General features: G+C 70.9%; 23 protein-coding genes. 15 read left to right on the forward strand and 8 right to left on the reverse strand.

Annotated features, from left to right (window positions below; genetic code table 11):
- Nucleotides 1-43 precede the first annotated feature (43 nt).
- From F4554_RS23015 to F4554_RS23025, 3 genes are all read left to right on the forward strand, one after another.
- Nucleotides 44-679, forward strand: a complete 636-nt coding sequence (locus F4554_RS23015; protein ID WP_179789479.1) for a hypothetical protein — start codon at nt 44-46, stop codon at nt 677-679.
- A 258-nt stretch (nt 680-937) separates the two neighbouring features.
- Nucleotides 938-1,660, forward strand: a complete 723-nt coding sequence (locus F4554_RS23020; RefSeq protein ID WP_179789480.1) for a GAF and ANTAR domain-containing protein — start codon at nt 938-940, stop codon at nt 1,658-1,660.
- Between the two features lie 31 nt (nt 1,661-1,691).
- Nucleotides 1,692-2,417 carry an ANTAR domain-containing protein gene (locus F4554_RS23025; RefSeq protein ID WP_179789481.1) on the forward strand — a complete coding sequence of 242 codons (726 nt, stop codon included), beginning with the start codon at nt 1,692-1,694 and terminating at the stop codon, nt 2,415-2,417.
- Between the two features lie 50 nt (nt 2,418-2,467).
- Here the strand turns inward: F4554_RS23025 and F4554_RS23030 are convergent, their stop codons facing one another.
- The 3 genes from F4554_RS23030 to F4554_RS23040 all read right to left on the reverse strand — a co-directional run bounded on the left by F4554_RS23030 (nt 2,468) and on the right by F4554_RS23040 (nt 5,108).
- On the reverse strand, nt 2,468-4,177 hold the full coding sequence (locus F4554_RS23030; RefSeq protein ID WP_238341385.1) for an amidase: 1,710 nt from the start codon (nt 4,175-4,177) through the stop codon (nt 2,468-2,470).
- Nucleotides 4,177-4,476 carry a hypothetical protein gene (locus tag F4554_RS23035; RefSeq protein WP_179789483.1) on the reverse strand — a complete coding sequence of 100 codons (300 nt, stop codon included), beginning with the start codon at nt 4,474-4,476 and terminating at the stop codon, nt 4,177-4,179. Before F4554_RS23035 ends, F4554_RS23030 begins: the two co-directional genes overlap by 1 nt.
- A 101-nt stretch (nt 4,477-4,577) precedes the next feature.
- A complete protein-coding gene (locus F4554_RS23040; protein WP_179789484.1) occupies nt 4,578-5,108 on the reverse strand; it encodes a hypothetical protein in 531 nt (176 codons plus the stop codon).
- A gap of 122 nt (nt 5,109-5,230) precedes the next feature.
- Between F4554_RS23040 and F4554_RS23045 the strand changes: the two genes are divergently transcribed.
- The 5 genes from F4554_RS23045 (at nt 5,231) to F4554_RS23070 (ending at nt 9,947) form a co-directional block, all read left to right on the forward strand.
- Nucleotides 5,231-5,779 carry a GNAT family N-acetyltransferase gene (locus F4554_RS23045; RefSeq protein ID WP_179789485.1) on the forward strand — a complete coding sequence of 183 codons (549 nt, stop codon included), beginning with the start codon at nt 5,231-5,233 and terminating at the stop codon, nt 5,777-5,779.
- A gap of 137 nt (nt 5,780-5,916) precedes the next feature.
- Nucleotides 5,917-7,401, forward strand: a complete 1,485-nt coding sequence (locus F4554_RS23050; RefSeq protein WP_202889427.1) for a zinc-binding dehydrogenase — start codon at nt 5,917-5,919, stop codon at nt 7,399-7,401.
- Nucleotides 7,402-7,523: 122 nt separating this feature from the next.
- A complete protein-coding gene (locus tag F4554_RS23060; protein ID WP_179789487.1) occupies nt 7,524-7,826 on the forward strand; it encodes a helix-turn-helix transcriptional regulator in 303 nt (100 codons plus the stop codon).
- Nucleotides 7,823-8,695, forward strand: a complete 873-nt coding sequence (locus F4554_RS23065) for a hypothetical protein (protein WP_179789488.1) — start codon at nt 7,823-7,825, stop codon at nt 8,693-8,695. Before F4554_RS23060 ends, F4554_RS23065 begins: the two co-directional genes overlap by 4 nt.
- Nucleotides 8,682-9,947: an alpha/beta hydrolase gene (locus F4554_RS23070; protein ID WP_202889428.1), complete on the forward strand. Its 1,266-nt coding sequence runs from the start codon at nt 8,682-8,684 to the stop codon at nt 9,945-9,947. Before F4554_RS23065 ends, F4554_RS23070 begins: the two co-directional genes overlap by 14 nt.
- On the opposite strand, the gene F4554_RS23075 is transcribed toward F4554_RS23070, so the two are convergent.
- Nucleotides 9,877-10,896, reverse strand: a complete 1,020-nt coding sequence (locus F4554_RS23075; RefSeq protein WP_179789489.1) for an aminoglycoside phosphotransferase family protein — start codon at nt 10,894-10,896, stop codon at nt 9,877-9,879. The genes F4554_RS23070 and F4554_RS23075 overlap by 71 nt on opposite strands.
- Nucleotides 10,897-11,005: 109 nt before the next feature.
- Between F4554_RS23075 and F4554_RS23080 the strand changes: the two genes are divergently transcribed.
- Nucleotides 11,006-11,503, forward strand: a complete 498-nt coding sequence (locus tag F4554_RS23080; protein WP_337796171.1) for a GNAT family N-acetyltransferase — start codon at nt 11,006-11,008, stop codon at nt 11,501-11,503.
- Nucleotides 11,504-11,557: 54 nt separating this feature from the next.
- On the opposite strand, the gene F4554_RS23085 is transcribed toward F4554_RS23080, so the two are convergent.
- The 3 genes from F4554_RS23085 to F4554_RS23095 all read right to left on the reverse strand — a co-directional run bounded on the left by F4554_RS23085 (nt 11,558) and on the right by F4554_RS23095 (nt 16,861).
- Nucleotides 11,558-13,450 (reverse strand): beta-L-arabinofuranosidase domain-containing protein, encoded by a 1,893-nt coding sequence (locus tag F4554_RS23085; RefSeq protein WP_179789490.1) that lies wholly within the window; start codon nt 13,448-13,450, stop codon nt 11,558-11,560.
- A 3-nt stretch (nt 13,451-13,453) separates the two neighbouring features.
- Nucleotides 13,454-14,053 carry a GNAT family N-acetyltransferase gene (locus tag F4554_RS23090; protein WP_179789491.1) on the reverse strand — a complete coding sequence of 200 codons (600 nt, stop codon included), beginning with the start codon at nt 14,051-14,053 and terminating at the stop codon, nt 13,454-13,456.
- 225 nt (nt 14,054-14,278) lie between these two features.
- Entirely contained in the window at nt 14,279-16,861 is a 2,583-nt protein-coding gene (locus F4554_RS23095) for a M14 family zinc carboxypeptidase (protein WP_179789492.1), read from the reverse strand.
- A 230-nt stretch (nt 16,862-17,091) separates the two neighbouring features.
- Between F4554_RS23095 and F4554_RS23100 the strand changes: the two genes are divergently transcribed.
- Nucleotides 17,092-17,967 (forward strand): LLM class flavin-dependent oxidoreductase, encoded by an 876-nt coding sequence (locus F4554_RS23100; protein WP_179789493.1) that lies wholly within the window; start codon nt 17,092-17,094, stop codon nt 17,965-17,967.
- Here the strand turns inward: F4554_RS23100 and F4554_RS23105 are convergent.
- Entirely contained in the window at nt 17,949-18,905 is a 957-nt protein-coding gene (locus F4554_RS23105) for a carbohydrate kinase family protein (RefSeq protein WP_179789494.1), read from the reverse strand. The two genes, F4554_RS23100 and F4554_RS23105, sit on opposite strands and share 19 nt — an antisense overlap.
- A gap of 154 nt (nt 18,906-19,059) precedes the next feature.
- Between F4554_RS23105 and F4554_RS23110 the strand changes: the two genes are divergently transcribed.
- From F4554_RS23110 to F4554_RS23130, 5 genes are all read left to right on the forward strand, one after another.
- On the forward strand, nt 19,060-20,397 hold the full coding sequence (locus tag F4554_RS23110) for an ABC transporter substrate-binding protein (protein WP_179789495.1): 1,338 nt from the start codon (nt 19,060-19,062) through the stop codon (nt 20,395-20,397).
- 1 nt (nt 20,398) lies between these two features.
- Nucleotides 20,399-21,334, forward strand: coding sequence for a carbohydrate ABC transporter permease (locus F4554_RS23115; RefSeq protein ID WP_179789496.1), 936 nt, complete (start codon nt 20,399-20,401; stop codon nt 21,332-21,334).
- Complete coding sequence (locus F4554_RS23120; protein ID WP_179789497.1) at nt 21,334-22,239, forward strand: carbohydrate ABC transporter permease; 906 nt, start codon at nt 21,334-21,336, stop codon at nt 22,237-22,239. Before F4554_RS23115 ends, F4554_RS23120 begins: the two co-directional genes overlap by 1 nt.
- 64 nt (nt 22,240-22,303) lie before the next feature.
- The gene (locus F4554_RS23125; RefSeq protein ID WP_179789498.1) at nt 22,304-23,683 is read left to right on the forward strand and encodes a family 4 glycosyl hydrolase; all 1,380 of its coding nucleotides are present in this window, start codon (nt 22,304-22,306) and stop codon (nt 23,681-23,683) included.
- 27 nt (nt 23,684-23,710) lie between these two features.
- Nucleotides 23,711-24,409, forward strand: a complete 699-nt coding sequence (locus tag F4554_RS23130; RefSeq protein WP_179789499.1) for a haloacid dehalogenase type II — start codon at nt 23,711-23,713, stop codon at nt 24,407-24,409.
- Nucleotides 24,410-24,415: the final 6 nt, after the last annotated feature.

Genomic DNA, 24,415 nt, shown 5'->3' on the forward strand with positions numbered 1-24,415 from the left:
CGCGCTCTTAGGGTCTGTCCTGCGGACCCTAAGCTCCGGTCCCGTGTCCGAATCCGACCAGGCCGACCCGGTGAACGCGGAGCGCATCGCCCGGGCGAAGCTGCGACTCGACGCGGCGCACCGACTGCTGGCCCACCTGGACCTGCCGGCCCGCTGGAGCCGGTACGGCAACCCGGTGCTGTGCGGCGCCACGGCGTACGACCTGATCGTCGAACCCGACATCGACCTGGAGGTCTTCGTCGACGCCCCGTCCATCGACGACGGTTTCGAGGTGCTCCACGAGGTGGCGAAGCTCCCCGGCGTCGTCCGGTGCGCGTTCTCCAACCACCTGAACTCGCCCGACCACGGGCTGTACTGGCGCATCGTCTGCGACCACGAGGGGATCCGCTGGAACATCGACAACTGGCTGTTCGCCCGCGATCACCCGGGACCGGTCAGCGCGCGCCTGGTCGAGCCGATGCTCGCCGCGCTGAACCCGGCGACCCGGTCGGCCGTGCTGGAGATCAAGGAGGAGGCGTACGCCCGGAACGAGCCGCTGCAGGGCATCTGGGTCTACCGCGCCGTGCTTGACGACGGAGTGCGCGGGTACCCGGCCTTTCGCGACTGGTTGCGCGGCGTCGACACCGACGCACTCACCGGCTGGACTCCCCGACCGTGTGGCGATGGCCCGCCAACCTGAGCCGCGACGTCGTGTGACGACGGCTTGTGTCAATCGCGGACCTGCGTACTCTGTAACACCGAAGACAACACCGGAGACCGTGACTGCATCGGTGCGTCGATCCGACCTGCGGGGAGCCGACGAGAACGGCCTGTTCCTGCCGCGTGGGAGAAGGGCGATGCATGAGCTGGCAACCGCCTGTTGGCAGCCATCGGGACAGCTGCCCCGATGGCCGCCCGGACGCCATCTGCCCGAACGCCATCTGCCTGGACGTACGCGATGGCTGACGACCCGCTGGGCGACGCCCTGGCGGCCATCGTCGCCGAAGGTGGTGACGGGGCGCCGCTTCGGGTGTGTCACGCGGGCGTCGCGGAGTTGCCGATCGACGGCGCGGCGATCACCATGATGACCGGCCTTGATCGCCAGGAGCCGATCTGTGCCAGCGACGAGGTCGCCGGTCGCATCGACGAATTGCAGTTCACCCTCGGCGAGGGCCCGTGCCTGGAGGCCTTCGCGTCCGGCCACCCGGTGCTGATCCCGGACCTGCAGGAGAGCGTCGACCGCCGCTGGCCGGTCTTCTCGCTGCACGCCCAGCGCACCGCTGCCCGCGGACTTTACGTACTCCCGCTGCAGCTCGGTGCGATCAAGGTCGGCGTGATGGACCTCTACAGTCTCGCGCCCGGCGATCTCCCGTTGAAGGTCCTGACGAACGCGCTGCGCATGGCCGACGCGGCCATGTGGACGCTGCTCGACCGGCGAGGCGAGCACCAGACAGGACAGCCGGCCCACGAGGCCGAGGCGACGTACGGGCTCACCGACCTCCCCCTTCACCGCGCGGAGATCCACCAGGCGACCGGCGTGATCCTGGCGCAGGCCGGCGTGTCCGCCGAGCAGGCCCTGGCCATGCTGCGGGCGTACGCCTTCGCCAACGAGCGCCCCATCGACGAGGTCGCCCGCGACGTCGTCGCGCGACGTCTTCGGTTCGCAGGAGGAACGTCATGACCAACGGATATCCCGAGGAGGTGTTGAAGCCGTGAATGACGGCGACCGCAGCCGAGAACGTGAACTTGCCGAGGTCCTGGTAGCCCTTGCCGATTCCCTCGTCGACGACTACGACGTCATCGACCTGCTCCACCGGCTGACCGACGAGTGTGTCCACCTGCTGCCGGTCGACGCCGCCGGGCTGATGCTGTCCGACCACCGCGGCACGCTCCACCTCGTGTCCTCCTCCAGCGCACAGGCCCAGCTGCTCGAGCTGTTCCAGTTGCAGGCCGAACAGGGCCCGTGCATGGACTGCTTCCGTACGAGCCGGCAGGTGACCGTTCCCGACCTGACCGGGGAGAGCAGGTGGCCGCTGTTCGCCGAGCAGGCGTCGGCCGCCGGCTACCACGCGGTCTACGCGGTGCCGCTGCGGCTGCGCACGGAGACGATCGGAGCGCTGAACCTGTTCAACGTACAGGCCGGGCCGCTGGAGTCCGACGAGCTCCGGATCGGCCAGGCTCTGGCCGACGTCGCCACCATCGGCATCCTGCAGGAACGCGCCGTCCGTCACAACGACGTCCTGGTCATGCAACTGCGGACCGCCCTGAACAGCCGCATCGTCATCGAACAGGCCAAGGGCGTGATCTCCGAGCAGCACCGCATCGACGTGGCTGCGGCGTTCACCGTCCTGCGTGGATACGCCCGCGGCCACCGCCGCAAACTCACGGAGGTGGCCGCCGAGGTCGTCGAGGGCAAACTGTCGATCCCTCGTACCTGACGCTTACCGCGTAGCGGCCTGCGTGCGTGACGTTCTGCTGCGTGCGAGTCCTACTGCATGGTGGCGGCCACCTCGTCGGCGCTCAGCCGGCCCCGCGCCGGGTCGGCGGCACCGGCCCGGACGACTCCCCGGCCGGCCAGTGTTTCGCCGCGCCGGGCGTCCGCGGTCGAGGCCGGCGGATCCGCCGGACGCCGCCAGTGCCAGTCGGTGACCGCCTGGTAGGCAGCGGCGACCGACAACAGCCGGTCCTCGCCGTAGGGCAGCCCGCCGAGGATGGTCCCGATCGGCAACCCGGCAGCGGTGAACCCGATCGGGAACGCGATCTCGGGCAGGCCGAGAATGTCGAACGGCACCGGCCCCGTCTGCACCACCACGTCACAGTGGTCGAAGATCTGGTCCAGAACGCGTTCCAGCAACAGCAGTTTGGCCCGCTGGCCGGTGAGGAACTCGTTTCCGCCCAGCAGCGCACCCTGCAGCCAGCCCAGCACCGACACCCCGAAGCCGCGCAGGTCGTCACGCAGGTAGGGCATGAACGGCTCGCTGCGTTCAGGCAGCCGGACGTTGTTGAACTCGTTGCCGGTGAGCAGGTCCCACTCGTCGGGGAACGGCACGTCCACCAGCCGCGCGCCTGGGATCGATGCCAGCTTCGTCAAGTACGCCTTGCGCGCGTTCGCCGTCTCCGAGGTCCCGTCGGCGAAGCCGGGCAGGACGCCGATCCTCGTCTGCCACCGCAAGCTCACCTTGCCCCCGCGGCGCACCGGACTGGCGGCGGTGATCAGGTCGGGCACCGGCGGAAGCCCCTGCGTACGCGGGTCCTGCGGGTCCTCCCCCGCCATCGCGGTGAGCATGATGGCCGCGTCCTTGGCGTCGCGCGCCAGCGGTCCGGGATGGTCCCGGGTGTAGGTGAGCGGGATGATGCCGTGCAGCGACACCCTGCCCATGGTCGGCTTGAGGCCGGTGAGGTTCTGCGCGTTCGACGGTGCGGTGATGGAGCCGCCGGTCTGGGTACCCGTACCCGACGTCACCATCCGTCCGGCGACCGCGGTCGCGGTGCCGGTGGAGGAGCCGCCGGGGTCGACGCGCGGGTTGGTCGGCGCCCAGGCGTTGACCGTGGTGACCACACCCGCGGGCGTGGTCGCACGGGTGGTCGCCAGCGGGCCCATCTGGGTCTTGCCCAGCACGATCGCGCCGTTCCCGGTCAGCCGGGCCACCGGCGTCGCGTCGTACGGCGGAACGAAATCCTCGAACAGGAAGGAGTTCGCCGTGGTGGGCACGTCCCGGGTGTAGTAGTTGTCCTTGATCGCCAGCGGAATCCCGTGCAGCGGGCCCAGGTGCCGCGACCTTCCCGCGGTTCGCGCGGCCGCCATTGCCTGGCTGACCAAAACCACGTTGAACGCCTGGTAGGTCGGGTCGAAGGTGCCGATGCGGGCGAGGTAGGCCTCCAGGAGTCGTTCCGGGGTGAGCCTGCGCGCCCTGATCATCCAGGCCGCCTCGCCCAGGGTGAGTTCGGTCGGGTCGGCCAACACCTGCGGGCGCGGGCGGACGTAGGCGTTCGGCTGGTCGAGGTTCGGGTCGGGCCGGCCGGGTGGCCTGCGGGTGGACGTGAGGCCGGTCGCCGCGGTCGTCGCTGTCGTTGCCGAAGCGGTCGAGGGCAGGGCGACGGCGCCCATCGCACCGGCGGTGCCGGCCGCGGCCAGGGCGGCGGAACGGGCCAGGAACGCCCGGCGGTCCACGCGCCGGTCGACGGGCTCGTTCGCCATCACTGCCGCCATTCCGTGCTGATCGAGGGGTAGAGCATCGGGGCGTGCTGCTGCGACAACGCGTCCGCGGTGTCCGCGTCGGTGGCCGTCGGCGCCGGAAGCTGGTAGCCGGCAAGCGTTCCGACGGTTCCCCGGACGAACGAACGCAACGACGCCAGTGCGGCGTCCCGGCCGGGTGCGCCGGTCTGCGGGTCCGCGTCGGTGCCGGCCGGAAGCTGGTCGAGGTCGATGCCCAGCGACGCGAGCCGGGCGCGGATCATCACGTCCAACTCGGCGTCGGTCGGTGGGGTGGGTGGCATGGCTCTCCTTCGAGGGCGGGGATGCGAAACCAACTTTCGGGGTCACCTGTGTCCGACAGGTAACACGCCGATCTCCCGCCCGTGAAGGCGATCACCACCGATCACACCGTCCGACCCCGGTCGTGCCCTTCCTCGAAGACGACGAGCACCTCGCCCGTGGTGGCGTCCACGACAGCGGTGCCGTCGAACCGCATCTGCTGCCGCACGGCCTGGCGTTCGGCCCTGGTCATGGACACCGGGCCGTGGACCTCCGCATCGATGTCGCGCCAGGTGAGCACCCACACCAGCCGGTGGGTGAACGGCCCGGTCGGCCGGCCCGGGTCGCCGACGTCGACCGAACCCGTCGTGCTGGCGAGCATCACCTCGGCGCGTGGGCGCCGAGGTGGTTGCCAGGTCGCTCCACCCTGGCTTTGTTCGTACGCCTGAACCGCGTCGCTTCCCGACAGTGTGGGAACGGTCCCAGCCGGCGCGGGAACAAGCTCGAGCCCCAGCTCCGGGTAGCTCCGCGCGGCTGCCTTTCGGTGCAGGGCGTCGCCGGCGGCCGCGGTGGTCACGCCGACAGCGGGAACCACCGCCACTGCGGCCGCACCGGCCAGCAACAGGTTGCGCCGCGCGACGCGTCCCACGCTCATGCGCACAGTGTGCGCCCCTCCCGATCCGAAGGCGAACCGCCGGCCGCTGGCCTGCAGGTCCCACGCCGCCGGGACAGGCTTCGCCGGTGACGGATGACCGTCCACCTCGGCAGACTGACCGCATGGCGATCGGCATCCGCGAAGCGCGGGAAACGGACGCGGCCCGGGTCACGCGGATCTACGTCGAGTCGTGGAACTCCGGGTTCGGTGACCTGATGGGCATGATCAGGCTCGACGAAGCCCGGATCCGACGCTGGGAGCACGACCTCACGGCTGGCCCGACCCGCTGGTGGGTCGCGGAGACCCCCGAGGATGCGGTCGAGGTCGCGGTCGCGGATGCCACGGGAGCCGGGCGGATCGTCGGGATGGTCGGAGTCGGCCCCAGCCGTGACCCGGTCGACCCGGACCTCGGCGAACTCGACACGATCGCCGTCGACCCCACCTTCTGGCGCGGCGGCGTCGGGACCGTGCTGATGCACACGGCGCTCCGCTCGCTGGCGGAGTCCGGGTACCGCGAGGCGGTGCTGTGGACGGTCACCGGATACACCCGCGGCCAGGCGTTCTACGAGGCGACGGGCTGGCGCCGCGACGGGGGCACCCGCGACTGCGGACGCCAGCTCTCGTTCCGGCACAGCCTCCGCGACGTCGAGGTGGACCCGCGGCGGAAGTAGGCAGCCGGAGCGAACTCGGGCTTGACCTTGACGTGCGGGTCAGGGGTTAGGACAGAGCCCGAAGCACGCCCTGGCGTCTGGGCGCGGGTGACCCACCCGTCCACCGGCGCCTGCTGACCGCACCCGAGGAGCCGTCCGTGACCAGCCCTTCCCAGCCCACACCCACGTCCACGTCCACGCCGCCTCGTACGTCACGCGAGGTCCGGCTCGTCTCCGTACCCGACACACTTCCGCGCCCCGAGAACCTGGCCGTCGTCGAGACACCGGTCCCGGAGCCCGCCGCCGGCGAGGTGCTGCTGCGCAACCGGTTCTTCCACGTCTTCCCCGCCCTGCGCTCGGTGATGGGCGACGGCGTGCAGGACGCGCCGCTGCCTCCCCTGCGGCCGGGCGACACGTTGTTCGGCGCGGCGATCGGGGAGGTGGTCTCCGCACCGGCCGGCAGCACCCTGCGCCCGGGTGACCTGGTGTCGCACTGGCATGGCTGGCGGGAGTACGCGGTCGTACCCGCGTCCGAGTGCGTCCCGCTGGGCGACGGTCTTCCCGACCCGGCGGCCCACCTGTCGCAGGGATCGACGGCCTACGACGCGCTCACCGACGGGGCCGACGTACGACCTGGCGACACCGTGTTCGTCTCCGGCGCGGCCGGCTCGCTGGGCTCGATGGCCGGCCAGCTCGCCCGCCTCCTCGGGGCGGGCCGGGTCGTCGGAAGTACCAGCACGCGGGCGAAGGCCGACCGGCTCGTCGCGGAGCTCGGCTACGACGCCGTCCTGCTCCGGGGCCGCGACGACGACCCGATCGCCGACCAACTGGCCAAGGCCGCGCCGGACGGAATCGACGTCTTCTTCGACAACGTGGGCGGCGAACAACTGCGGGCGGCGGTGGCGGCGGCCCGCCCGGGAGCACGGTTCGTCCTCGTCGGCGCGCTGTCCGGGCAGCTCTCACCGGTCAGGCCCAGTCCCCACGCGCCGGTGGAGATCGACTCGTTCGCGGTGATCCTCAAGCGCCTGCGGATCCGCGGGTTCAGCGGCGCTGGACTCCGCGCCGTCGGCACGGGCGGAATGGACCGAACGGTTCGCCGGGTGGCTGCGGGCCGGGGACATCACCTTCCCCCACGTTCGGATCCAGGGCATCGAAAACGCTCCGCAGGCGTTGTACGACGCGGCAGCAGGCAAGCACCTGGGCACTGTGATCGTGGCGTTGTAGGTGCCGCGGACGCCCAAGATCTCGACGGAGGAGCCATGCGAATCGGCGACGCGGCCGCGGCGGCGGGCACCACGGCACGGGCACTGCGCTTCTACGAACAACGCGGGCTGCTCCCCGCGCCGACCCGGACGATGGCCGGGTACCGCGAGTACACCAGCCGCGACGTTTCCCGGGTACGGCTCGTCCGGGAACTGCTCGCCCTGGGCCTGACCGTGGAGGACGTGCGCGGCTGCGCGGACTGGCTGGACGAGTGCGCGGCCGACGGTCTGCCGAAGCGGTGCGCGGCGACCGCGGCGACCAGCGAGCGGGCCGGGATCGCCGAACGCCGGCTGGCCGCGCTGGACGCCGAGATCGCCCGGCTCACCGAGACCCGCGACCGGCTGGCGGCGCGGATGAACACGAGCGCCCCGGTCGGGTAGGCCTACGGGGCGTCCGCTGGCGACGTCCGCGCCGTCGCCAGCCGAAAATCGCTGAACTACTACGACAGCCGATGTATCGTACAGCGTAGTAGAGCGACTGGCGGGACGGCGGAGGAGGAACGGTGGCACCGGAGACCGACGCGGGAGTACTCGTGCTGACCAGCCTCGCCGGAGGCGAGAAGCACGGGTACGCGATCACCCAGGACATCGCCGAGCGGGTGGGGGTGACGCTCGGCCCGGGCACGCTGTACGGCGTACTCGCGCGGCTGGAGGAGGGCGGCCTGATCGAGGCGCTGCCGGCCCAGGCCCGGCGCCGCCCCTACCGCCTCACCCCGGCCGGGGCGGAGGCGCTCACCGAGCAGCTACGCCAGATGCGGCTCGTCGCCGACCTGGGCACCCGCCGGCTGCGGACGGCCGCGACGTGAGCTGCCGGAGACGGGCCGCGGCGTTGGTCGCGCTGTATCCACCGGCCTGGCGCGATCGGTACGGCCAGGAGTTCGTGGCGCTCCTGGAGGACACCGGCGTCCAGCTCCGCCAGGTCCTGGACGTCCTTCCGGCGGCGGCGAGGGCTTGGATCCGACCGGCCGCCCACCTGCACGACCGCGCCGCGCGGATGCGGGCCAGCGTCACTGCGACGTTGTTCGCCTGGGTCACGGTCGTCGCCGGCGCCGTCGTCTTCGGCCAACTGCACGACGATCCCGCGCCGGGGTTCCCGGCCGGCGGCGGACTGCGTGCGCTGTCCGTCGCCTGCGCCGTGGCGTCCGCGTCACTGGTGGTGCTGGGCGGGATGCCGCTGGCGGGAGCTGTCGTACGCGCCAGCGGCCGCCGGGTCCGGACCATTGCAGCTCTGGGCGTACCCGTCGTCGCGGCGGCCGGCTTCCTCACCCTCGCGGCGGCGGTCACCCGACTCGTCCCGCACTCTCCACGGCCGGGCACGGGAGTCGGCGCGACGTGGTTTCTCGCGTTGACCGCGGTGGGTTGCGCGGCGGCGCTCGCCGCGGCGGCCGGACCGGCGTCGGCCCTTCGACGTACACCGGTGGCCGGGCGACCGCTCGTGCTGGCGCTGGCTGCCGGGGCAGGCGCCACCGTCCTGATCGCTACCGCGACCACCAGCGGCCTGGCCGCCGTGCTCGTCCCAGCCGCCGTCTGGCCGTCGACCCCGGGCGACCTGCCCACTACCCTCCTCGCGTACGGCGCAGGGATGGCACTGACGCTGGTGGTGGCGGCGACCTCCTGCGTGCGGGGTCTGCGAGCCGCCGCGTCGAGCCCCGGGAGTGGTCGTGGCCAGGGCTGAGCGACGCCGGCGCGGGCCGCTGCGCCGCGCGCTCGCCGTCGTCCTCGCGATCTTCCTCGCCGTGGTGGTGGCCTGCGCGGGGTACGTCGGTTACGTCGCGGTCCGCAGCTCCCGGCCGGTGACGCTTCCCCCGCCGACCGGCGCCTACGCCGTCGGTCGTACGGCGTACGACTGGACCGACGCCGGGCGGACGGACCCGCTCGCACCACACCCCGGCACGGCTCGCGAACTGTCGGTCTGGCTGTGGTACCCGGTCGCCCGGACCGACGCCGGGCGTGGGCACCCCGCCGACTACGCACCAGGCGAGTGGAGCCAACTGCACTTCCCTGGCCCGGTCGGGTTGGGCGAGGGCAGCTTCGGCAACCTCAGGATCCACGCGCGGGAAGGTGTTCCGGTCGCGAACGGGAGATTCCCGGTGGTGGTGCTCGAGCCCGGGCTGGGCTTCGCCGCGCCGCAGTACACCACGCTCGCGGAGAACCTCGCCGGCCACGGCTACCTCGTCGCGGGCGTCACGCCGACCTACAGCGCGAACCTCGGCGTCGTGCACGGCCGGACGGTGAGAGCGAGCGACGCGGGCAATCCGAGCGGCCTGGAAGGCACCTCGGCTCGGGCCACTGCCGAAGCGAAACGGATCGTCGCCGTGTGGGCCGCCGACGCGAGGTTCGCCGCGCGTCGGGTGGCGGCCCTCGACGGTTCCGGCGGGACCGTCGACCTTCGCGGGCACGTCGACACCGGCCGGGTCGCCTACGTCGGGCACTCCTTCGGCGGGGCGGCGTCGCTGGAGGCCTGCAGAACCGACGCCGCCTGCGCGGGAGCGGTCGACCTCGACGGCAAGGAGTTCGGTCCCGTCGTGCACACCGGGCTGCGCGTACCGCTGATGCTCGTCGGCAGCGAGAACTCCTGCGTCACCGGCACCTGCTCGCCCGCGAGCGACACCGACCGCGGCGATCTCGCGGTCGCGCGTTCTCTGCTGGCGGCCAGCACGGGCGAGGAGTACGCCTACTCGATCACCGGTGCGCGGCACTTCAACTTCACCGACTACGGGGCGTACTACCTCGCGCGGCCACTGCGCGCTCTGCTGGCCCTGGGGCCCATCGACGGCGACCGCGCGCTGACAGTGCAGAACGCCTATCTGGTGGCGTTCCTCGACCATGTGGTGCACGGCTCCTCCCGGCCGCTGCTCACCGCCTCCCACTCGAGCAAGTATCCGGAGGTACGCGTCCTCCGCCATCGAGCGCCGCCGTCGCCGTGACCGGGGCCAGTCCTGGGGTCTCCCACTCGCCGGCGAGCCGGCGCAGCCGGCCGAGTACGACGTCGCGCCGGGACGGGGCGACGGCCTGGAGGTGGTCGGGCCAGCCGTACAGGATCATCCGGATCTCGGCCGCAACGGTGGCCGCCCGGAGAGTGGCGTCGAGCGGGATGCCGCGCGCCTGCGCGTAGGCGGCGAACATCGCCTCCCTCGGCGGGTCGCCCCCGTCGAACTCCGCGCGCTGCCAGAGCAGCGCCAGGTCCACCGGCCCGCGATCCAGGCCGACCTCCTGCCAGTCGATCCACACGAACTCGTCGTCGGCGTCGAGCAGCAGGTTGTCGACGTGCCAGTCTCCGTGGCACAGGCAGGTCGGCAACCGGGACAGCGCGTCGGCGAACTCGCCTTCCCGGTCCAGCAACGGCCCGGCGAGGGGATCGTGGCCCAGCCGCCGCCAGGCTGCACGGACACTATGGGCGGCCACGGCCGGTGCACCTGTTTCGCGGCGGGGCAGCCAGCCGAACCCGGTAACGCCGGCGGCGACCTCCGGTCGATGCAGGGCACCGAGCTGGGCGGCCGCCCGCTCCCAGTCGCGCGCGGCCCACCGGTCCGGCGGCGGCGCGGGTCGGGCGTTCGTGAGCAACAGCACGGTCTGCCCGTCTGCCGTCTCGGCACCGGCGAGCAACCGCGGCGTGCGTACCGGAAGCAAACCAGCCACGTCGCGGTAGAAGCCGAGCTCGCGCCGGGCGCGGTCACCGCCGCTGGTCACCTTGAGGACGACCTCCCGATCGCCGTCCAGAGCCAGCAGGTGGACGGCCGAACCGGACGCACCCCCGGCCAGGCGGCGATGCCGGAGCACCCGGCCGAGGCCGGGCGGGAGGTCACGCCCGAGCACGGCGAGCGCCCGGTCCACGGACTCCGCGTCGGTGGGCGGCGTACCCGGCGGTTCGTTCATCGATTCCTCCGTGGTCGGCGGGAGAACCATGGCCGGTGAACCATGGAGGACTCGGTATAGCAGCGACCACCGACACCCATGACCAGGAAAGCTTCCGTATGGTGAGCCGGTGAACGACACCCCCATCTCGCTGCGCCGGATGACGGACGAGGACCGGCCCACGATCGACCGGCTGTGGCAGCTGTACGCGCACGACCTGTCGGAGTTCCGCGGCACGATGCCCGACGCCGCGGGCCTGTTCAAGTGGACGCGGGTGCCCGCCTACTTCGACGACCCGGACAGGTGCGGCTACCTCGTAATGCACGACCGGGGGCCGGCCGGGTTCGCGCTGGTGCGCGGGCTGAAGGACGACCACAGGTTGATGGGCGAGTTCTTCGTCGTTCGGGCGGTACGCCGCCGTGGGGTGGGCCACGACGTCGCGCACGAACTGCTCCGGCTGCACCCCGGCAGGTGGGAGATCCCGTTCCAGGAGGAGAACCCCGGGGCGGCGAGGTTCTGGCGGCGTATCGCGACCGAGGCGGTCGGCGACACCTGGACCGAGGAACGCCGACCGGTGCCGGGCAAGCCGCAGATCCCGCCGGACGTCTGGCTCTCTCTCACGGTCTGAGCACGCCTCGGCCTGACGGAACCAGGCCCCGCACCGGCTCAGTCGTCGTCGGGCTCAGTCGTCGTCGGGCTCGGGCGTCACGGTCACGGTGGGCAGCTCGGCCACCCGGAGCCGGGCCGAGCCGTAGGGCAGCAACCGCAGCTCCATCACCGGCGCCCGGGTGCTCACCGGACCGGCCGGTGGCGGACCCGCGGAGTTGTCCCGCATCCGCCACTGGCGCAGCGGGGCTCCGCGTCCGTGCACCACCACCGGAGCCGCGTCCACGTCGTACGGCACCGGCCCGACAGGGCGGCGCTCGACCGGCCAGGAGTCGATGCCGGCGGGGTCGTCGACCCAGGCGCCGAGGTTCCAGAACGTGCGGGGCGTGATCTCCCACTCGGCGAGACCTGCGTGGTCGGGCACCGGGCGCCAGATCTCACCGACCGCGTGCACGAGCACCAGCGGTCCGAGGCGGAAGCCGACCGCGCCGTCGTCCCGCGGCACGGTCCGCAGCCGCATCGGCAACCCGAGGCGGACCACGTCGCCGTCGGCCCACGTCCGCCGCACGGTGACCCAGCCGTCCTCGTCCGGCGTGACGGGGATCGACTCCGACCCCACGGTCAGGGCCGGCTCCTGGCACCAGCCCGGGATCCGCAGCCGCAGCGCGAACTCGTGCGCCACCGCCGTGCCGACCCCGATCTCCACCACGTCGTCGAAGGGATAGCTGGTGCGTACGTCCAGCCGCACCGGACGGCCGGCCAGCTCCGCGTCGACCTGGCACGGGGCGTAGGCGACGGCGGCCAGGGTCTGGTCGTCGGCCCGCATCCACAGCGACCTGGCGAACTTCGGCCAGCCCTGGTGGAGGTTCGCCGTGCAGCAACCGAAGTGTGGCTCGAGGCCGAAGACGTTGGCGTCGGGCCCGCTGAAGCTCCAGTCGCGGTCGGCGAAGGAGACCAGCACCTGGTTGGCCTGCTGGTGGTACTGGTGGGCGAGCATGCGCGGGTCGCTGCTCGCCGCGAGCAGGTTGAACGCGGTCTGCTCCAGCAGGTCGGCGTAGGTCCCGTCACCGAGGATCCGCACCAGGTGCTCGAGGCTGAACATCAACTCGACCACCAGGCAGGTCTCCACGCCGTGGTGGGGCTCGCGGCCGCCGAGCCACTCGTCACCCGAGAAGCAGCCGTGCACGAGCCCGTGCAGGCGCATCAGGTTGGCCAGCATCTCCCGCGTCTGCTCCGCGCGCCGGCCCGGTCCCCCGTCACGGTCGTCGGCGTCGTCGAGCAGGGCGGCGACGGCCGGCGTCTTCAGCCCCATCGCGACGTTGACCCCGTGGGTCAGGTGGCGGAACGCCGGAGCGGGCCCTGCGGGCAGGTCACGGGTGAGGAACGTCGCCCAGTCGTGGGTCTGGGCGAGGAGCAGCCGGCCCAGGTCGAGCAGCCACTCCTCCCCCGTTCGGTCGTACAGCCACATGACGGACAGGACGTTGTCCGCGCCGCGCGCGCGTCCCCAGCCGTGCAGCGGCCGCCCGGGCAGAGTCCGCGCCTGGAAGGTGAAGTAGCTGCGCAGGAACGGCGGCACGCGTTGGTCGCCGGTGGCGTCGGCGTACTGCGTGAGGACCTTCAGCATCACCATCCGCGGCCACCAGTCATCGTCGGCCGGGCCGAACTGCCCGTCGTCGCGCTGGCTCACCAGGACGGCCTCGATCCACTTCTGCGCCCTGGTCGACAGGTCGGCGTCGTCGAGGAGGTACGCCAGCGGTATCAGCCCGTCGAGGTAGTAGGGCCCGCGTTCCCAGCCCTCACCGTCACCGCCGAGCCAGGCGCTGTCCGGCCCGACGTCGGGCCAGATGTCCTCCAGCCGCCCGGTCTGGCCGTCGGCCTGCAGCCGCAACTGGTCGGCCAGCCAGCCCCTTGGCCGGATCGCGCCCAGTGGGAGTTCGGTGAGCCGGGCCAGGCTGCGCACGTTCGGCACGGGTCAGCCCTCGACCGGCCACTCGGCGGGCTGGAGCGGTGCCCCCAGCCGTTCGCAGATCTCCCGCCACCGCTCGACCATCCCGGCCGCCCACAGGTGCGGACGGAAGCCGAGCCGGAGATAGGTGTGCAACGCCGGAAGCCGGAAATCGTCGGTCTGCAGATAGACACATTTCGCGCCGACCTCGACCAGGCGAGCGGTCGCCGCGGCGGTGACCGCTCGGCCGAGTCCCCGGCCGCTGTGGTCGGGGTGCGCGGCGATCCAGCCGACCTCGTGGCCGTTCGGATAGAGGTCGGGCACGGGCCGGCGCTGCGACATACCGGTCGCCACGACCGTGCCGGTCGGCTCGTGCACGACCAGGTGCCAGCCGTCGGGGACGACACTCTCCAGCACCTCGCGGAGCTTGTCGTCGTCCCACGTGCCGAGCTCGACCCGCGCCATCAGCTCCCGGAACGCGGGAACGTACTGGTCAGGGTCGCCCTGGCGGAGGACGTAACCGTCCGGCAGCCGAGTGGCCTCGGCGTCGGGCGCCTCCCCGGCCGGCCAGAGCATCCGCAACTGCTGCGGTGCTCCCCCCTCGGTCCAGCCGTCTTCTGCACCCATGCGCACCTCCAGCCACTCGTGCGGGTCGAGCTCCCCGCCACTACTTCGCCTCGACAACTTTCACGACGTTCGGCCAACCTACCCGGACGCACCGACATGACTTCAAGGTCCTGATCCGGGCGCGTCGTGTCGCCGGACACGCGAAGGTCCCCGTACGCCGCGGCGACAGCCACGGTGCACGGGGACCCGGAACACGAGCCGCGCGGGCTCAGCGGCTCCTCGCGGTCAGCGTTCTCCTCCCAGCAGCAGCGAGTTGAACAGCAGCTTGTACGTGCCGTGCGCCTGCGCCCGGTGCTGCACGCTGGTGCCGAGCAGGACCACGCGCCCCTTGCCGTACGTCACGTCGGCCACCGCCGCCTTGCCTGCGATCAGGTCCTCACCGAGCAGCCAGCCGCTCCGCAGGATGTTCCCCTGCGGGTAGGTCACCGGAGTGCTGACCGATCCGGCATCACCGGTGACCGTGAACGCCGGGCTGGTCGAGGAGTACGCGTCCAGCTTCTCCGGCAGGCCCCACGTCACCGGCGTGGTGGGCTGCACCTGGGTCGCCACCACCGAACCCGGCGAGTAGTACTTCGTGGACGGCACTCCCTCGGTGACGTCGGTGACCGGGAAGTCGCCGAACGCCTGGATCGGCAGCTGGGCGGCGTCGTTGACCGTGACGAGCGTCCCGCCCTCCTCGACGAACTTCTTCAGGTTGGCCACACCCGCGGCGGTCATGCCGCCGGTGTACTCGGCGGGTAGGGAGCCCTCGCGCAGGCCGTTCAGCATCCGGGAGTACGTCGCGTCCGGCAGCACCAGCACGTCGTACTTCTTCGCCAGCGAGCCCGCCCGCACGTCTGCGTCGTGCACCTGGGCGTACGGGAACTTGAACTGCTCCAGCACGTAGCGGGTCCAGCCCTCGTCGGAGTTGCCGCCCCAGCCGTGGTAGAGCCCAACTCGGGGCCCGCTGACCGGCACGGTCTTCGCCGGCTCGGTGGCCACCCCTGCGACCGTCAGCCCGAGACCGCGGGCCTGGCCGCGCACCTTCACCTCACTCGAGCGCCCCGCCGGGACCAGGAACGTGCCCGCGGGCCAGGTGCCCTGGTCGGTCTGCACCGCCTCGAGGGTGCGGGTCACCTTCTCACCGGAGCGCATCAGCTGCATCGCGGCGGTGTAGGAGTCGTTGACCCGCGGGTCGAGGGCGTACGCGTAACCCGGCGTCCGGCTCGGCATCTGCGGGGTGGGCACGCTCGCCCACGTCACCTGCCGGGACGGCACGTCGATCTTCGCGTCCACCTTGTCGACGTCGACACCCATCTGGTACTGCAGTGTCCAGCCGGCCATGTCGTACGGGCGTTCCGGCGTGCCGTCGGGGTTGCGCCGGTCGGGGTAGTTCTGCGGGTTGAGCAGGTCGACGACGTACGGCCGGAACGGCTGCGCCTCCCGCACGATGTAGCTGCCCGCGGGGTAGGTGCGGTCGCCGACCGCGAACGCCCTGCTCGCCTGCTCGACCTCGACGTCACCCCAGCGCAGGACGTTGACCATCTTGGCCGCGGTGGCGAAGTCGGTCTGGTCGGCCGGGATGACGTACGCGACGTTCCCGCCGGCCTCGATGGCCTGCTTGCCCATCCGGTAGGCGCCGTACAGCCAGCCCTCCCGGTCGCTGGCGGCAGTGTTGAGGTAGGCCCAGCCGGTCGACTCGATGTAGGAGCAGCTGTCCTTCAGGTGCCACCAGCCACCCTTGTAGGGGCTCGGGTAGAACGCCGACGGCTCCGACGTCGACACGCCCTGGTAGGGGAACTCCTTCGGGAACTTCGCCGGGTCCTCGAACTTCGGCGTCGCGGAGGCGTGCGCGGTCTCGCTGAGCAGGCCGATCTGGTTGTGGAACGCCGGCACCGAACGCAGTCCGCCGTTCCACCACTGGTCGTACTGCTGCCGGGACACCGCGCCGACCTTGCCCTCGCGGTCCAGCCGCTGGGTCATCGAGTCGCCCATGAGGTTGATGCCCCGGATCACCTCGGCCGGGATGTTGGGGTTGCTCGGGTCCTTGAACGGCGGGATGAAGATCCGCGCGGGGTACGCCGCGGTCTGGTGGGTGTTGTAGACCATCTGCGGGTACCACTGGTGCCACAGGATGTCGCCCTGGTTACGGGTCTCCTGCAGGTTGAACATGAACCAGTCGCGGTTGTCGTCGTGGCCGGCGTACTTCTGGTACAGCTCGGGATAGCTCGAGTCCTGGTAGGGCCCGCCCACGTGGTCCATGTACCACTTGGAGATGTGCGTCGTCCCGTCCGGGTTGACGTTCGGGTTGAACAACGTGATGACGTTCTCGCGGATCGACTTCGCCTCCGCGCTCTCGCTGCGCACCAGGTCGTACGCGAACTGCGGGGCCGTCTGCGTCGGCGCGACCTCGGTGGAGTGGATGCCGAAGTCCACCCAGGCGACGGTCTTCCCCTCGGCGGCGAGGTCCTTGGCCTGCGCGTCGGTCAGCCCGCGCGCGTGTGCCAGGCGTTCGGCGATGCCGCGGTACTTCTTCAGGTTGTCCGGGGTGAGGTTGTCCGGCGTGGACACGATGCCCAGCACCTGGTCGCGACCCTCGGAGGTCTTGCCGATGCTCATCATCTGCAGCCGGTCGCTGGCCTTGTCGAGCGCGCCGAAGTAGTCGGTGATCTGTTCGTAGGTGGCCAGCTTGTAGTCGGTGCAGGGCTCGAAGCCGAGCACCGAGGCGGGGGTGGGCAGGTTGTCCTCGCGCGGGTCGCTCGCCTTCGCCAGCGACCCCGAGGCGGAGGGGCCGACGACGGCGGCCAGCGCCGCGACGAGCGGAACCACGAGTCCTGCTTGAAGTTTGCGTCGCATGCGTACCTCAAGACACGAGTAGGAGGAACACTCAGGACACGAGTAGGGACACCTCGGCCATGGAAATGATCAATCTAGGTACGAACCCGCTGCGTCACAAGACCGTGTCTGAACGTGGCCGGATGACCGTTTCCTTGCCACCGCATGGGGATCTCGTGGTACGCCCAGGTGGGAAAGAAGCCGCTCCCCTACAGTGGGGCCTCATGCGCCACGGCATCGTGATCCTGCCCGAACACCGCTGGTCGGAGGCTGCCCCGCGGTGGAAACGTGCCGAAGAGTACGGATTCGACCACGCGTGGACCTACGACCACCTGGCGTGGCGCAGTCTCGCCGACGGGCCGTGGTTCGGCACGGTTCCGACCCTGACCGCGGCCGCGATGGTGACCTCGCGGATCAAGCTGGGGACCTACGTGGCCACGCCCAACTTCCGTCATCCGGTGTCGTTCCTGCGGGACGTCCTCGGCCTCGACGACATCAGCGCGGGCCGGTTCCTGCTCGGCGTCGGCTCCGGCGGCACCGGCTTCGACGCGACCGTGCTCGGTCACGACACCCTGTCCCCGCCGCTGCTCGTCGCGCGTCTCGGAGAGTTCCTGGACCTGCTGGACCGGTTGCTGACCGAGGATGACGTCAGCCATGCGGGCGACTACTTCACGGCGGTGCACGCGCGCACCCGGCCCGGCAGCCTGCACCAGCCGAGGCTTCCCATCCTGGTCGCCGCGAACGGGCCCAAGGCCATGCGGCTCGCCTCGCGGCACGGCCAGGGCTGGATCACCTACGGCAAGGGAGGCCAGGGCGACCTGCCGCAGTGGTGGCGGGGCGTCGCGGACCTGGCCACCCGCTTCGACGACATCCTTGCCCAGGACGGCCGCGACCCGGCCACGATCGACCGCTACCTGTCCCTGGACAGCGACGACCACTTCGCGCTCGCCAGCACCGAGTCCTTCGCCGACGCGACGGGCAGGGCGGCCGAGCTCGGCTTCACCGACGTGGTGGTGCACTGGCCACGGCCCGACGGCATCTACGCCGGCGACGAAGCCGTGCTCGACAAGGTCGCGAGCGACTACCTGTCAGCTCCGTAGCCGCCCTCGCCCAGAAGCTCGGCGAGCTCGCCCGCGTCCGGCTGGGCGTCGGTGCCGCCGGCGGCCCGGGTGGACAGCGACCCGCACCCGGCGCCCAGCGCGAGGCACTCCCCCAACTCGGCGCCGGACAGCATGCCGTGCACGAATCCCGCGTCGAAGGAGTCGCCGGCACCGGTGGTGTCGACGACATCCACCTCGTACGCCGGAACCGAGGTGTCCCCGCCGTCGCGTACCGCCAGCGCTCCGTGCTCGCCGCGCTTGACGACGACCGTCCCGCCCGGGCGCATCCGCTCGCTGAGCGCGTACGCCGCACGGAACGCCGGCAGGCCGCCGGTCAGCCCCTCCGCCTCGGCCTCGTTCACGAACACCACGTCGACGTGGGCGAGCAGCGGCAACAGGTCGGTCCAGCGTTGCGCGGGGTCCCAGTTCGGGTCGAACGACGTGCTCAGGCCCGCGGCCCGGGCGTCGTCGAAGAGCGCCGGCAGGTCCGGGCGCAGGTCACGTTGCAGGAAGACGCTGCCCACGTGCAGGTGCCGCGCCGTGTCCGGAAGCGGCGCGGGCACGTGCGCGCGCCGGGTCGTTCCGATGCTGCCCGGGGCGGTCAGCAGGGCGCGGTCGGTGCCGGTGTTGAGGATCACCGTGACGCCGGTGGGTGTGCCCGGGTCGACGACGACCGCGGAGGTGTCCACGTCGCGCTCGCCAAGGGCGTCTCGTACGACCTCGCCGAACATGTCCGCCCCGACCACGCCGACCATCGTGGTGGGGTGTCCGAGCCGGCGTACGCCACAGGCGAAGATCGCCGAGGACGACCCCAGCGTCACCCGGCACTCGTCCACGATCTGCTCGTGCTGGCCGAACGTCGGAACGGCGTCGGCGCCGGACACGATCACGTCGACGTTGAGCTCGCCGACGACGAGCACCTCGGTGGGTTCGGGCATCGGCGAAGCGTAGCCGACCTGCCGGAGCTCTTCGGAACCTGCCGGAGCGGGTCGGAAGGCCGCAGGCGGACACACCGGCTTGACCCGGCCAGGTGAGGTGAATACGTTCCGCAGACGTCGGCAGTGATGCTCGTTCCCAGGGGCGGTTTCCCACATGTCGTTGAGCCGCAGGGGTTTCCTCACCCGCTCCGCCGCGGGCATGTCGGCGGTCGCCGCGGGTTCCGTGCTCGGCGGATGCTCCTCCGGAGCGACCACCGAGGGAACCGTCGTGTCCAAGCCGGTCGACGGCAAGCTGAACGTCACCTGGTGGAGCCACAACAACCCGAGCTTCGTCACGGCCAACACCACGATGATCAGGCGCTTCGAGGCCGAGAATCCCGGCATCCACATCGTCTACCAGTACTTCCCGTACGACGTGCTGGCCCGCAAGCTGCAGGCCGCCTACCGCGCTCGCAACGTCGCCGACATCCAGCAGATGTTCGGCACCTGGGTCACCGAGTACGCCGTCAACCAACTGCTCGACGAGGTTCCGGCGTCCCTGTCCGGCAGTGAGCCGACGTCGAGGTTCTGGCCGGCCGCGGTCGGTGCCTACACCCACAAGGGAAAGCTGTACGGCGTTCCGCACGAGTACAACCTGGAGAACGGCGGCATCCTCTACAACCCGAAGCTGGCCAAGGAAGCAGGCATCAAGGAACCGCCCGGGACCTGGGCCGAACTCGTGCGGGCCGGCGAACGGCTGACGAAGGTCGACTCCAAGGGACGGGCCGACCAGGTCGGGTACGCCTTCACCGGCAACGACTCCATCACGTTCACGTTCTTGTCGATGATCCTCCAACTCGGCGGCGACTTCTGGGACGCGGACGGCGTGCACGTCGACTTCCACAGCGCGCAGGCTCGTAAAGCGTGGGTTGACGAGACCGAGCTCGTCACCAGACACAAGGTCGACAACACCACGTGGTACACCGGCGACCCGTACACGATGTTCTTCCGCGGCCGGGCGGCGATGGCCCACCAGGGCCCGTGGGTGGTGGCGTCCGGGCACGCGGACTTCCCGAAGTTCACCGATCTCGCCTACGTCGCCGAGCCGCCCTACGCCGGTGACACGCTCAAGTTCGCCGCCGAGTCCGGATGGGGCGAGGTGGTCAACGTCAAGGCGGATCCGCACATACGGGAGGCCGCGTGGAAGTTCGTCGGCTTCATGGCCCGCCCGGACAACGCCCGCATCTGGAACCTCACCTCCGCCACCGTCCCGGCGTTGAAGGAACTGCAGAACGACGAGCAGATGCTCGCGAAGGCGCCCTACCTCAAGGTGCCGTTCGGCGTCCTGCCGCACGGGCGGTGGGTCGGCCGGGTGCACGACCGGGACGAGTTCTGGACCTACATCCACGACGCGTTCGTGAGCGTCGAGCTGCATCGCCAGGACCCGGTGACGGCGATCACCGAAGCGGAGAAGCAGATCAACCTGATGATCGACGAGAAGATCGGGCCCTGACATGGCGGCCACGACCACACCCACGCCCACGCCGACTTCCGCGTCCACGACCTCCCGACTCCCCGGGCGCAGGCGGCAACTCGCGTTCGTCTACGGCTGGCTCGCCCCCATCCTCGCGTTGTTCGCGGTCTTCTCGCTGGTCCCGATCGGCATCGCGATCTGGCTCAGCCTGCACAGGTACAACCAGCTCGCGCCGGTGTCGCCGTTCATCGGCCTGCGCAACTTCACCTACGCGTTCACCGACGACCCGGCGTTCCTCAACTCTCTCGCCGTCACCGGGAAGTACGCCGTTGTCGCCGTACCGCTGAACATCGTTCTGTCGTTGGCGGTCGCGCTCGCCCTGAACCACATCACCCGGCTACGGGCGTTGTTCCGCACGGTGTTCTTCCTGCCCGCGATCGCCTCCGCGGTGGCCGCGTCCCTTGTGTGGGTGCCGATCTACGACCCGCAGGCGGGCTGGCTCAACGCCGTCCTCAACCTCGTCGGGCTGTCCGGGAAGTCGTGGCTCGGCGACCCGGGCACCGCGCTGTGGTCGGTGATGGTCACCTCGGTGTGGCAGGACCTGGGCTTCAACGTGATCGTGTTCCTGGCCGGGCTGCAGGCGATCCCGCTGGACTTCTACGACGTGGCGAAGGTCGACGGCGCCGGTGTGATGTCCCGCTTCCGGCACGTGACGCTTCCGCTGTTGCAGCGTACGTTCGTGTTCGTCTTCTGCCTGACCACGATCGGCTACCTGCAGGAGTTCACCCGGATCCAGGTGATGACCGCGGGCGGTCCGCTGCGGTCGAGCGAGACCGTCGTCCTGCACATCTACCAACGCGCCTTCGGTGACTTCCAACTCGGGTACGCGACCGCGATGTCGCTCATCCTGATGTTGATCATCCTCGTCATCGCGCTGGTCCAGATGCGCATCCTGCGATCCCGTTGGGAGTACTGATGGCGAGCCCGCTCACCAGCCGCGTCCCGGCGGCACCCACGCCCGCGACCGCGTCTGTGGCGAGCCGGGGCGGCCGGTCCCGTCGCCGTTTCGGCGGACCCGGCCAGGTCGTGCTGTACGTGGTGCTGAGCGCGGCGGCGATCGGCTTCGTCGCGCCGTTCGTGCTGATGGTGAGCAACTCGCTGAAGACCGCGCAGGAGATCATCCAGGTCCCGCCGAGCCTGCTGCCCGAACACCCGACGTTCGCGAACTTCGCGTTCGTCCTGCAGAACTCGCCGTACCTCGTGTGGTATCGCAACAGCCTGCTGGTGGCGGTGTCGGTGACCGTGCTGACGTTGTTCACGAGCTCGATCGCGGGCTACATCTTCGCGAAGTTCACCTTCCCGGGAAAGAACGTCGTCTTCGTCGTACTGCTGTCCACGATGATGATCCCGGCACCGGTCCTGCTGATCCCGAGCTACCTCGTGATGAACTTCCTGCACCTGCTCAACACTCTGTGGGCGCTGGTGGTCGGCAGCATCGTGAGCGCATTCGGCATCTTCTTGATGCGGCAGTTCATCGCCGCGATCCCGGACGACCTGGTGGACGCGGCCCGGCTCGACGGGGCGGGCGAGTTCGCGATCTACTGGCGGGTGATCCTGCCGCTGACCGGGCCCGCGCTGGCGGCGCTCGGCATCTTCACGTTCCTCGGTTCCTGGAACGACTACCTGTGGCCGCTGATCGTGATCAACGACCAGGACAAGATGGTCGTCCCACTGGCACTGACGTACTTCAACAGCCAGCACTCGCAGCGCTCTGACCTGGTGATGGCGGCGGCCACGATGGCGGTCGTTCCGGTCTGTGTGGTCTTCTTGTTCTTCCAGCGGCGGATCGTGAACGCGTTCGTGCTGACCGGAATCAAGTAGGCCGGTATCAAGTGAGGCTGGTATCAAGTAGACCGGAATCAAGTGAGGCTGGTGGCGTAGGCCGATGGCGGGGATCAAGGTCGTGCTGATCGGCGCGGGCAGCACTGTGTTCACACCCGGGTTGCTCGCCGACCTCGCGGCCTCACCGGTCTTCGACGGTGCCGAGGTGCACCTGGTCGACCTCGAGGAGGACGCCGCCACCACGATGGCCCGGCTCGGCCGGCGCATCGCCGCCGAACGCGGGGCCCGGCTCACCGTCGAGGCGCACGTCGATCGGCGGGAGGCGCTGTCGGAGGCCACGCTGGTCGCCACCACCATCGCGGTCGGCGGTGCGGACGGATGGCGCGCCGACCTGGACATCCCGCTGCGGTACGGCATCCGGCAGACGGTCGGCGACACGGTGGGCCCGGGCGGGGTGCTTCGCGCGTTCCGGCAGGTGCCCGAACTGGTGCGGATCGGCCAGGACGTGGCCGACCTCGCCCCGGACGCCTGGCTGGTCAACTACGCCAACCCGCTGACCGCCAACGTCCGGGCGATCACCGGCTGGGCGCACCCGCGCACCATCGGCCTGTGCCACGGCACGATGCACACCCGGTCCATGCTCGCCCGCGTGCTCGGGGTGCCGCGGGAGGAGATCACCGCCGTCTTCGCCGGCCTCAACCATCTGTGCTGGCTGCTCGAACTCCGCCACGGGCGGGAGGACCTCTGTCCCCGGTTGCGTGCGCTGGTCGAGGAGGTCGCCGCGAAGGGCGACCGCGACCACCCGCTGGGCGAACCCGTGAGCCGCGACCTGCTGGAGCTCTTCGGCCTGTTCCCCGCGCCCGGCGACCGGCACGTCGCGGAGTTCTTCGGGTGGTACCTGCGCGGCGGTCCGGACGCGTCGGGCGCGTCGAGCACGTCGGGCACGTCGAGCACGTCGGGCACACCGACCGGCGCTCTGCCCTGGGGACTGCAACCCGGCCTTGACGCCACCCGCTCCTACATCGACGAGAAGTCCGACCTGTGGGACAAGCTGCACGGGCAGGCGTCCGGTGCGGTGCCGCTGGATGCGGTGTCGGAGGGCCAGGAGGCCGAACGCCTGGTCGCGATCGCCGAAGCGCTGTTCACCGGCCGCGAGCTCGTCGAGCTTGCCGTCAACGTTCCGAACGCGGGAGCGATCGCGAACCTCCCGAGCGAGGCCGTCGTCGAGGTGCCCGCTGTCGTCGGCGCGGCCGGCGTCACCCCGCTGGCGGTGGGCGATCTCCCGCCCGCACTGGCGGCCGTACTCACCGAGCGCAGCCACCAGCAGGAACTCACCGTACGCGCGGCGATCGAGGGATCCCGGGAATTGGCCGTGCAGGCGCTGGCGTTGGACCCACTGGTGCCGAGCCCGCAGGTGGCGAAGGCGCTGCTGCGCGACGCGATCGCCGGCCACCGCCCGCTGCTGGACTCCTTCACCGCCTGAGGAGACCTCGCTCCCAGAGGAGAAGACGTGCCGCACCGCCCCGAACTCGTCGTGTTCGACGTCAACGAGACGCTGACGGACCTCTCGCCACTGCGCGACCGGCTGGAGTCGGTGGGCGCACCGCGCCACCTGCTGGACTCGTGGTTCGCCGCGACCCTGCGCGACGGGTTCGCGCTCACCAGTGTGGGTGCATACGCCGACTTCGCTGCCGTCGCCAAGTCGACCTTGCGCACCGCGTTGGCGGGATCCGGCGTGGGCCTCACCGACGAGGCGAAGCGAGAGGAAGCCGTGACGGAGATCCTCTCCGGCTTCCCCGCCCTCGACGTGCATCCCGACGTCCCGGCCGGGCTGCGCCGCCTGCACCAGGCCGGGGTTCGGCTGGTGACGCTCACGAACGGGGCGGCGGAGCTGTCGCGCGGCTCGTTCGAGCGAGCCGGTGTCCTGGACCTGTTCGAACGTCGCCTGTCGGTGAGCGAGCCCCGCCGCTGGAAGCCCGCACCCGAGCCGTACCTGTGGGCGGTTGGTGAGTGCGGCGTACCGGCCGATCGGGCCGCCCTGATCGCCGTTCATCCCTGGGACACCGACGGTGCCGCCCGGGCGGGGCTGACCAGCGCGTGGATCGACCGTTCCGGCACGCCGTTCCCCGACATCTTCCGCGCCCCCGACCTGACCGGCCCGGACCTGCCCTCCGTCGTCGAGGCGTTGCTCGCCCTCGACCCCGCCTGATCCGCC

The organism is Actinopolymorpha rutila (assembly GCF_013407855.1).
Taxonomy (GTDB): domain Bacteria; phylum Actinomycetota; class Actinomycetes; order Propionibacteriales; family Actinopolymorphaceae; genus Actinopolymorpha; species Actinopolymorpha rutila.

Excerpts from the sequence above, each read along its gene's own strand:
- F4554_RS23020 (WP_179789480.1), top strand. The coding sequence starts at position 938 with ATGGCTGACGACCCGCTGGGCGACGCCCTGGCGGCCATCGTCGCCGAA.
- F4554_RS23030 (WP_238341385.1), bottom strand. The coding sequence starts at position 4,177 with ATGGCGAACGAGCCCGTCGACCGGCGCGTGGACCGCCGGGCGTTCCTG.
- F4554_RS23035 (WP_179789483.1), bottom strand. The coding sequence starts at position 4,476 with ATGCCACCCACCCCACCGACCGACGCCGAGTTGGACGTGATGATCCGC.
- F4554_RS23040 (WP_179789484.1), bottom strand. The coding sequence starts at position 5,108 with ATGAGCGTGGGACGCGTCGCGCGGCGCAACCTGTTGCTGGCCGGTGCG.
- F4554_RS23045 (WP_179789485.1), top strand. The coding sequence starts at position 5,231 with ATGGCGATCGGCATCCGCGAAGCGCGGGAAACGGACGCGGCCCGGGTC.
- F4554_RS23075 (WP_179789489.1), bottom strand. The coding sequence starts at position 10,896 with ATGAACGAACCGCCGGGTACGCCGCCCACCGACGCGGAGTCCGTGGAC.
- F4554_RS23090 (WP_179789491.1), bottom strand. The coding sequence starts at position 14,053 with ATGGGTGCAGAAGACGGCTGGACCGAGGGGGGAGCACCGCAGCAGTTG.
- F4554_RS23100 (WP_179789493.1), top strand. The coding sequence starts at position 17,092 with ATGCGCCACGGCATCGTGATCCTGCCCGAACACCGCTGGTCGGAGGCT.
- F4554_RS23105 (WP_179789494.1), bottom strand. The coding sequence starts at position 18,905 with ATGCCCGAACCCACCGAGGTGCTCGTCGTCGGCGAGCTCAACGTCGAC.
- F4554_RS23110 (WP_179789495.1), top strand. The coding sequence starts at position 19,060 with ATGTCGTTGAGCCGCAGGGGTTTCCTCACCCGCTCCGCCGCGGGCATG.
- F4554_RS23115 (WP_179789496.1), top strand. The coding sequence starts at position 20,399 with ATGGCGGCCACGACCACACCCACGCCCACGCCGACTTCCGCGTCCACG.
- F4554_RS23120 (WP_179789497.1), top strand. The coding sequence starts at position 21,334 with ATGGCGAGCCCGCTCACCAGCCGCGTCCCGGCGGCACCCACGCCCGCG.
- F4554_RS23125 (WP_179789498.1), top strand. The coding sequence starts at position 22,304 with ATGGCGGGGATCAAGGTCGTGCTGATCGGCGCGGGCAGCACTGTGTTC.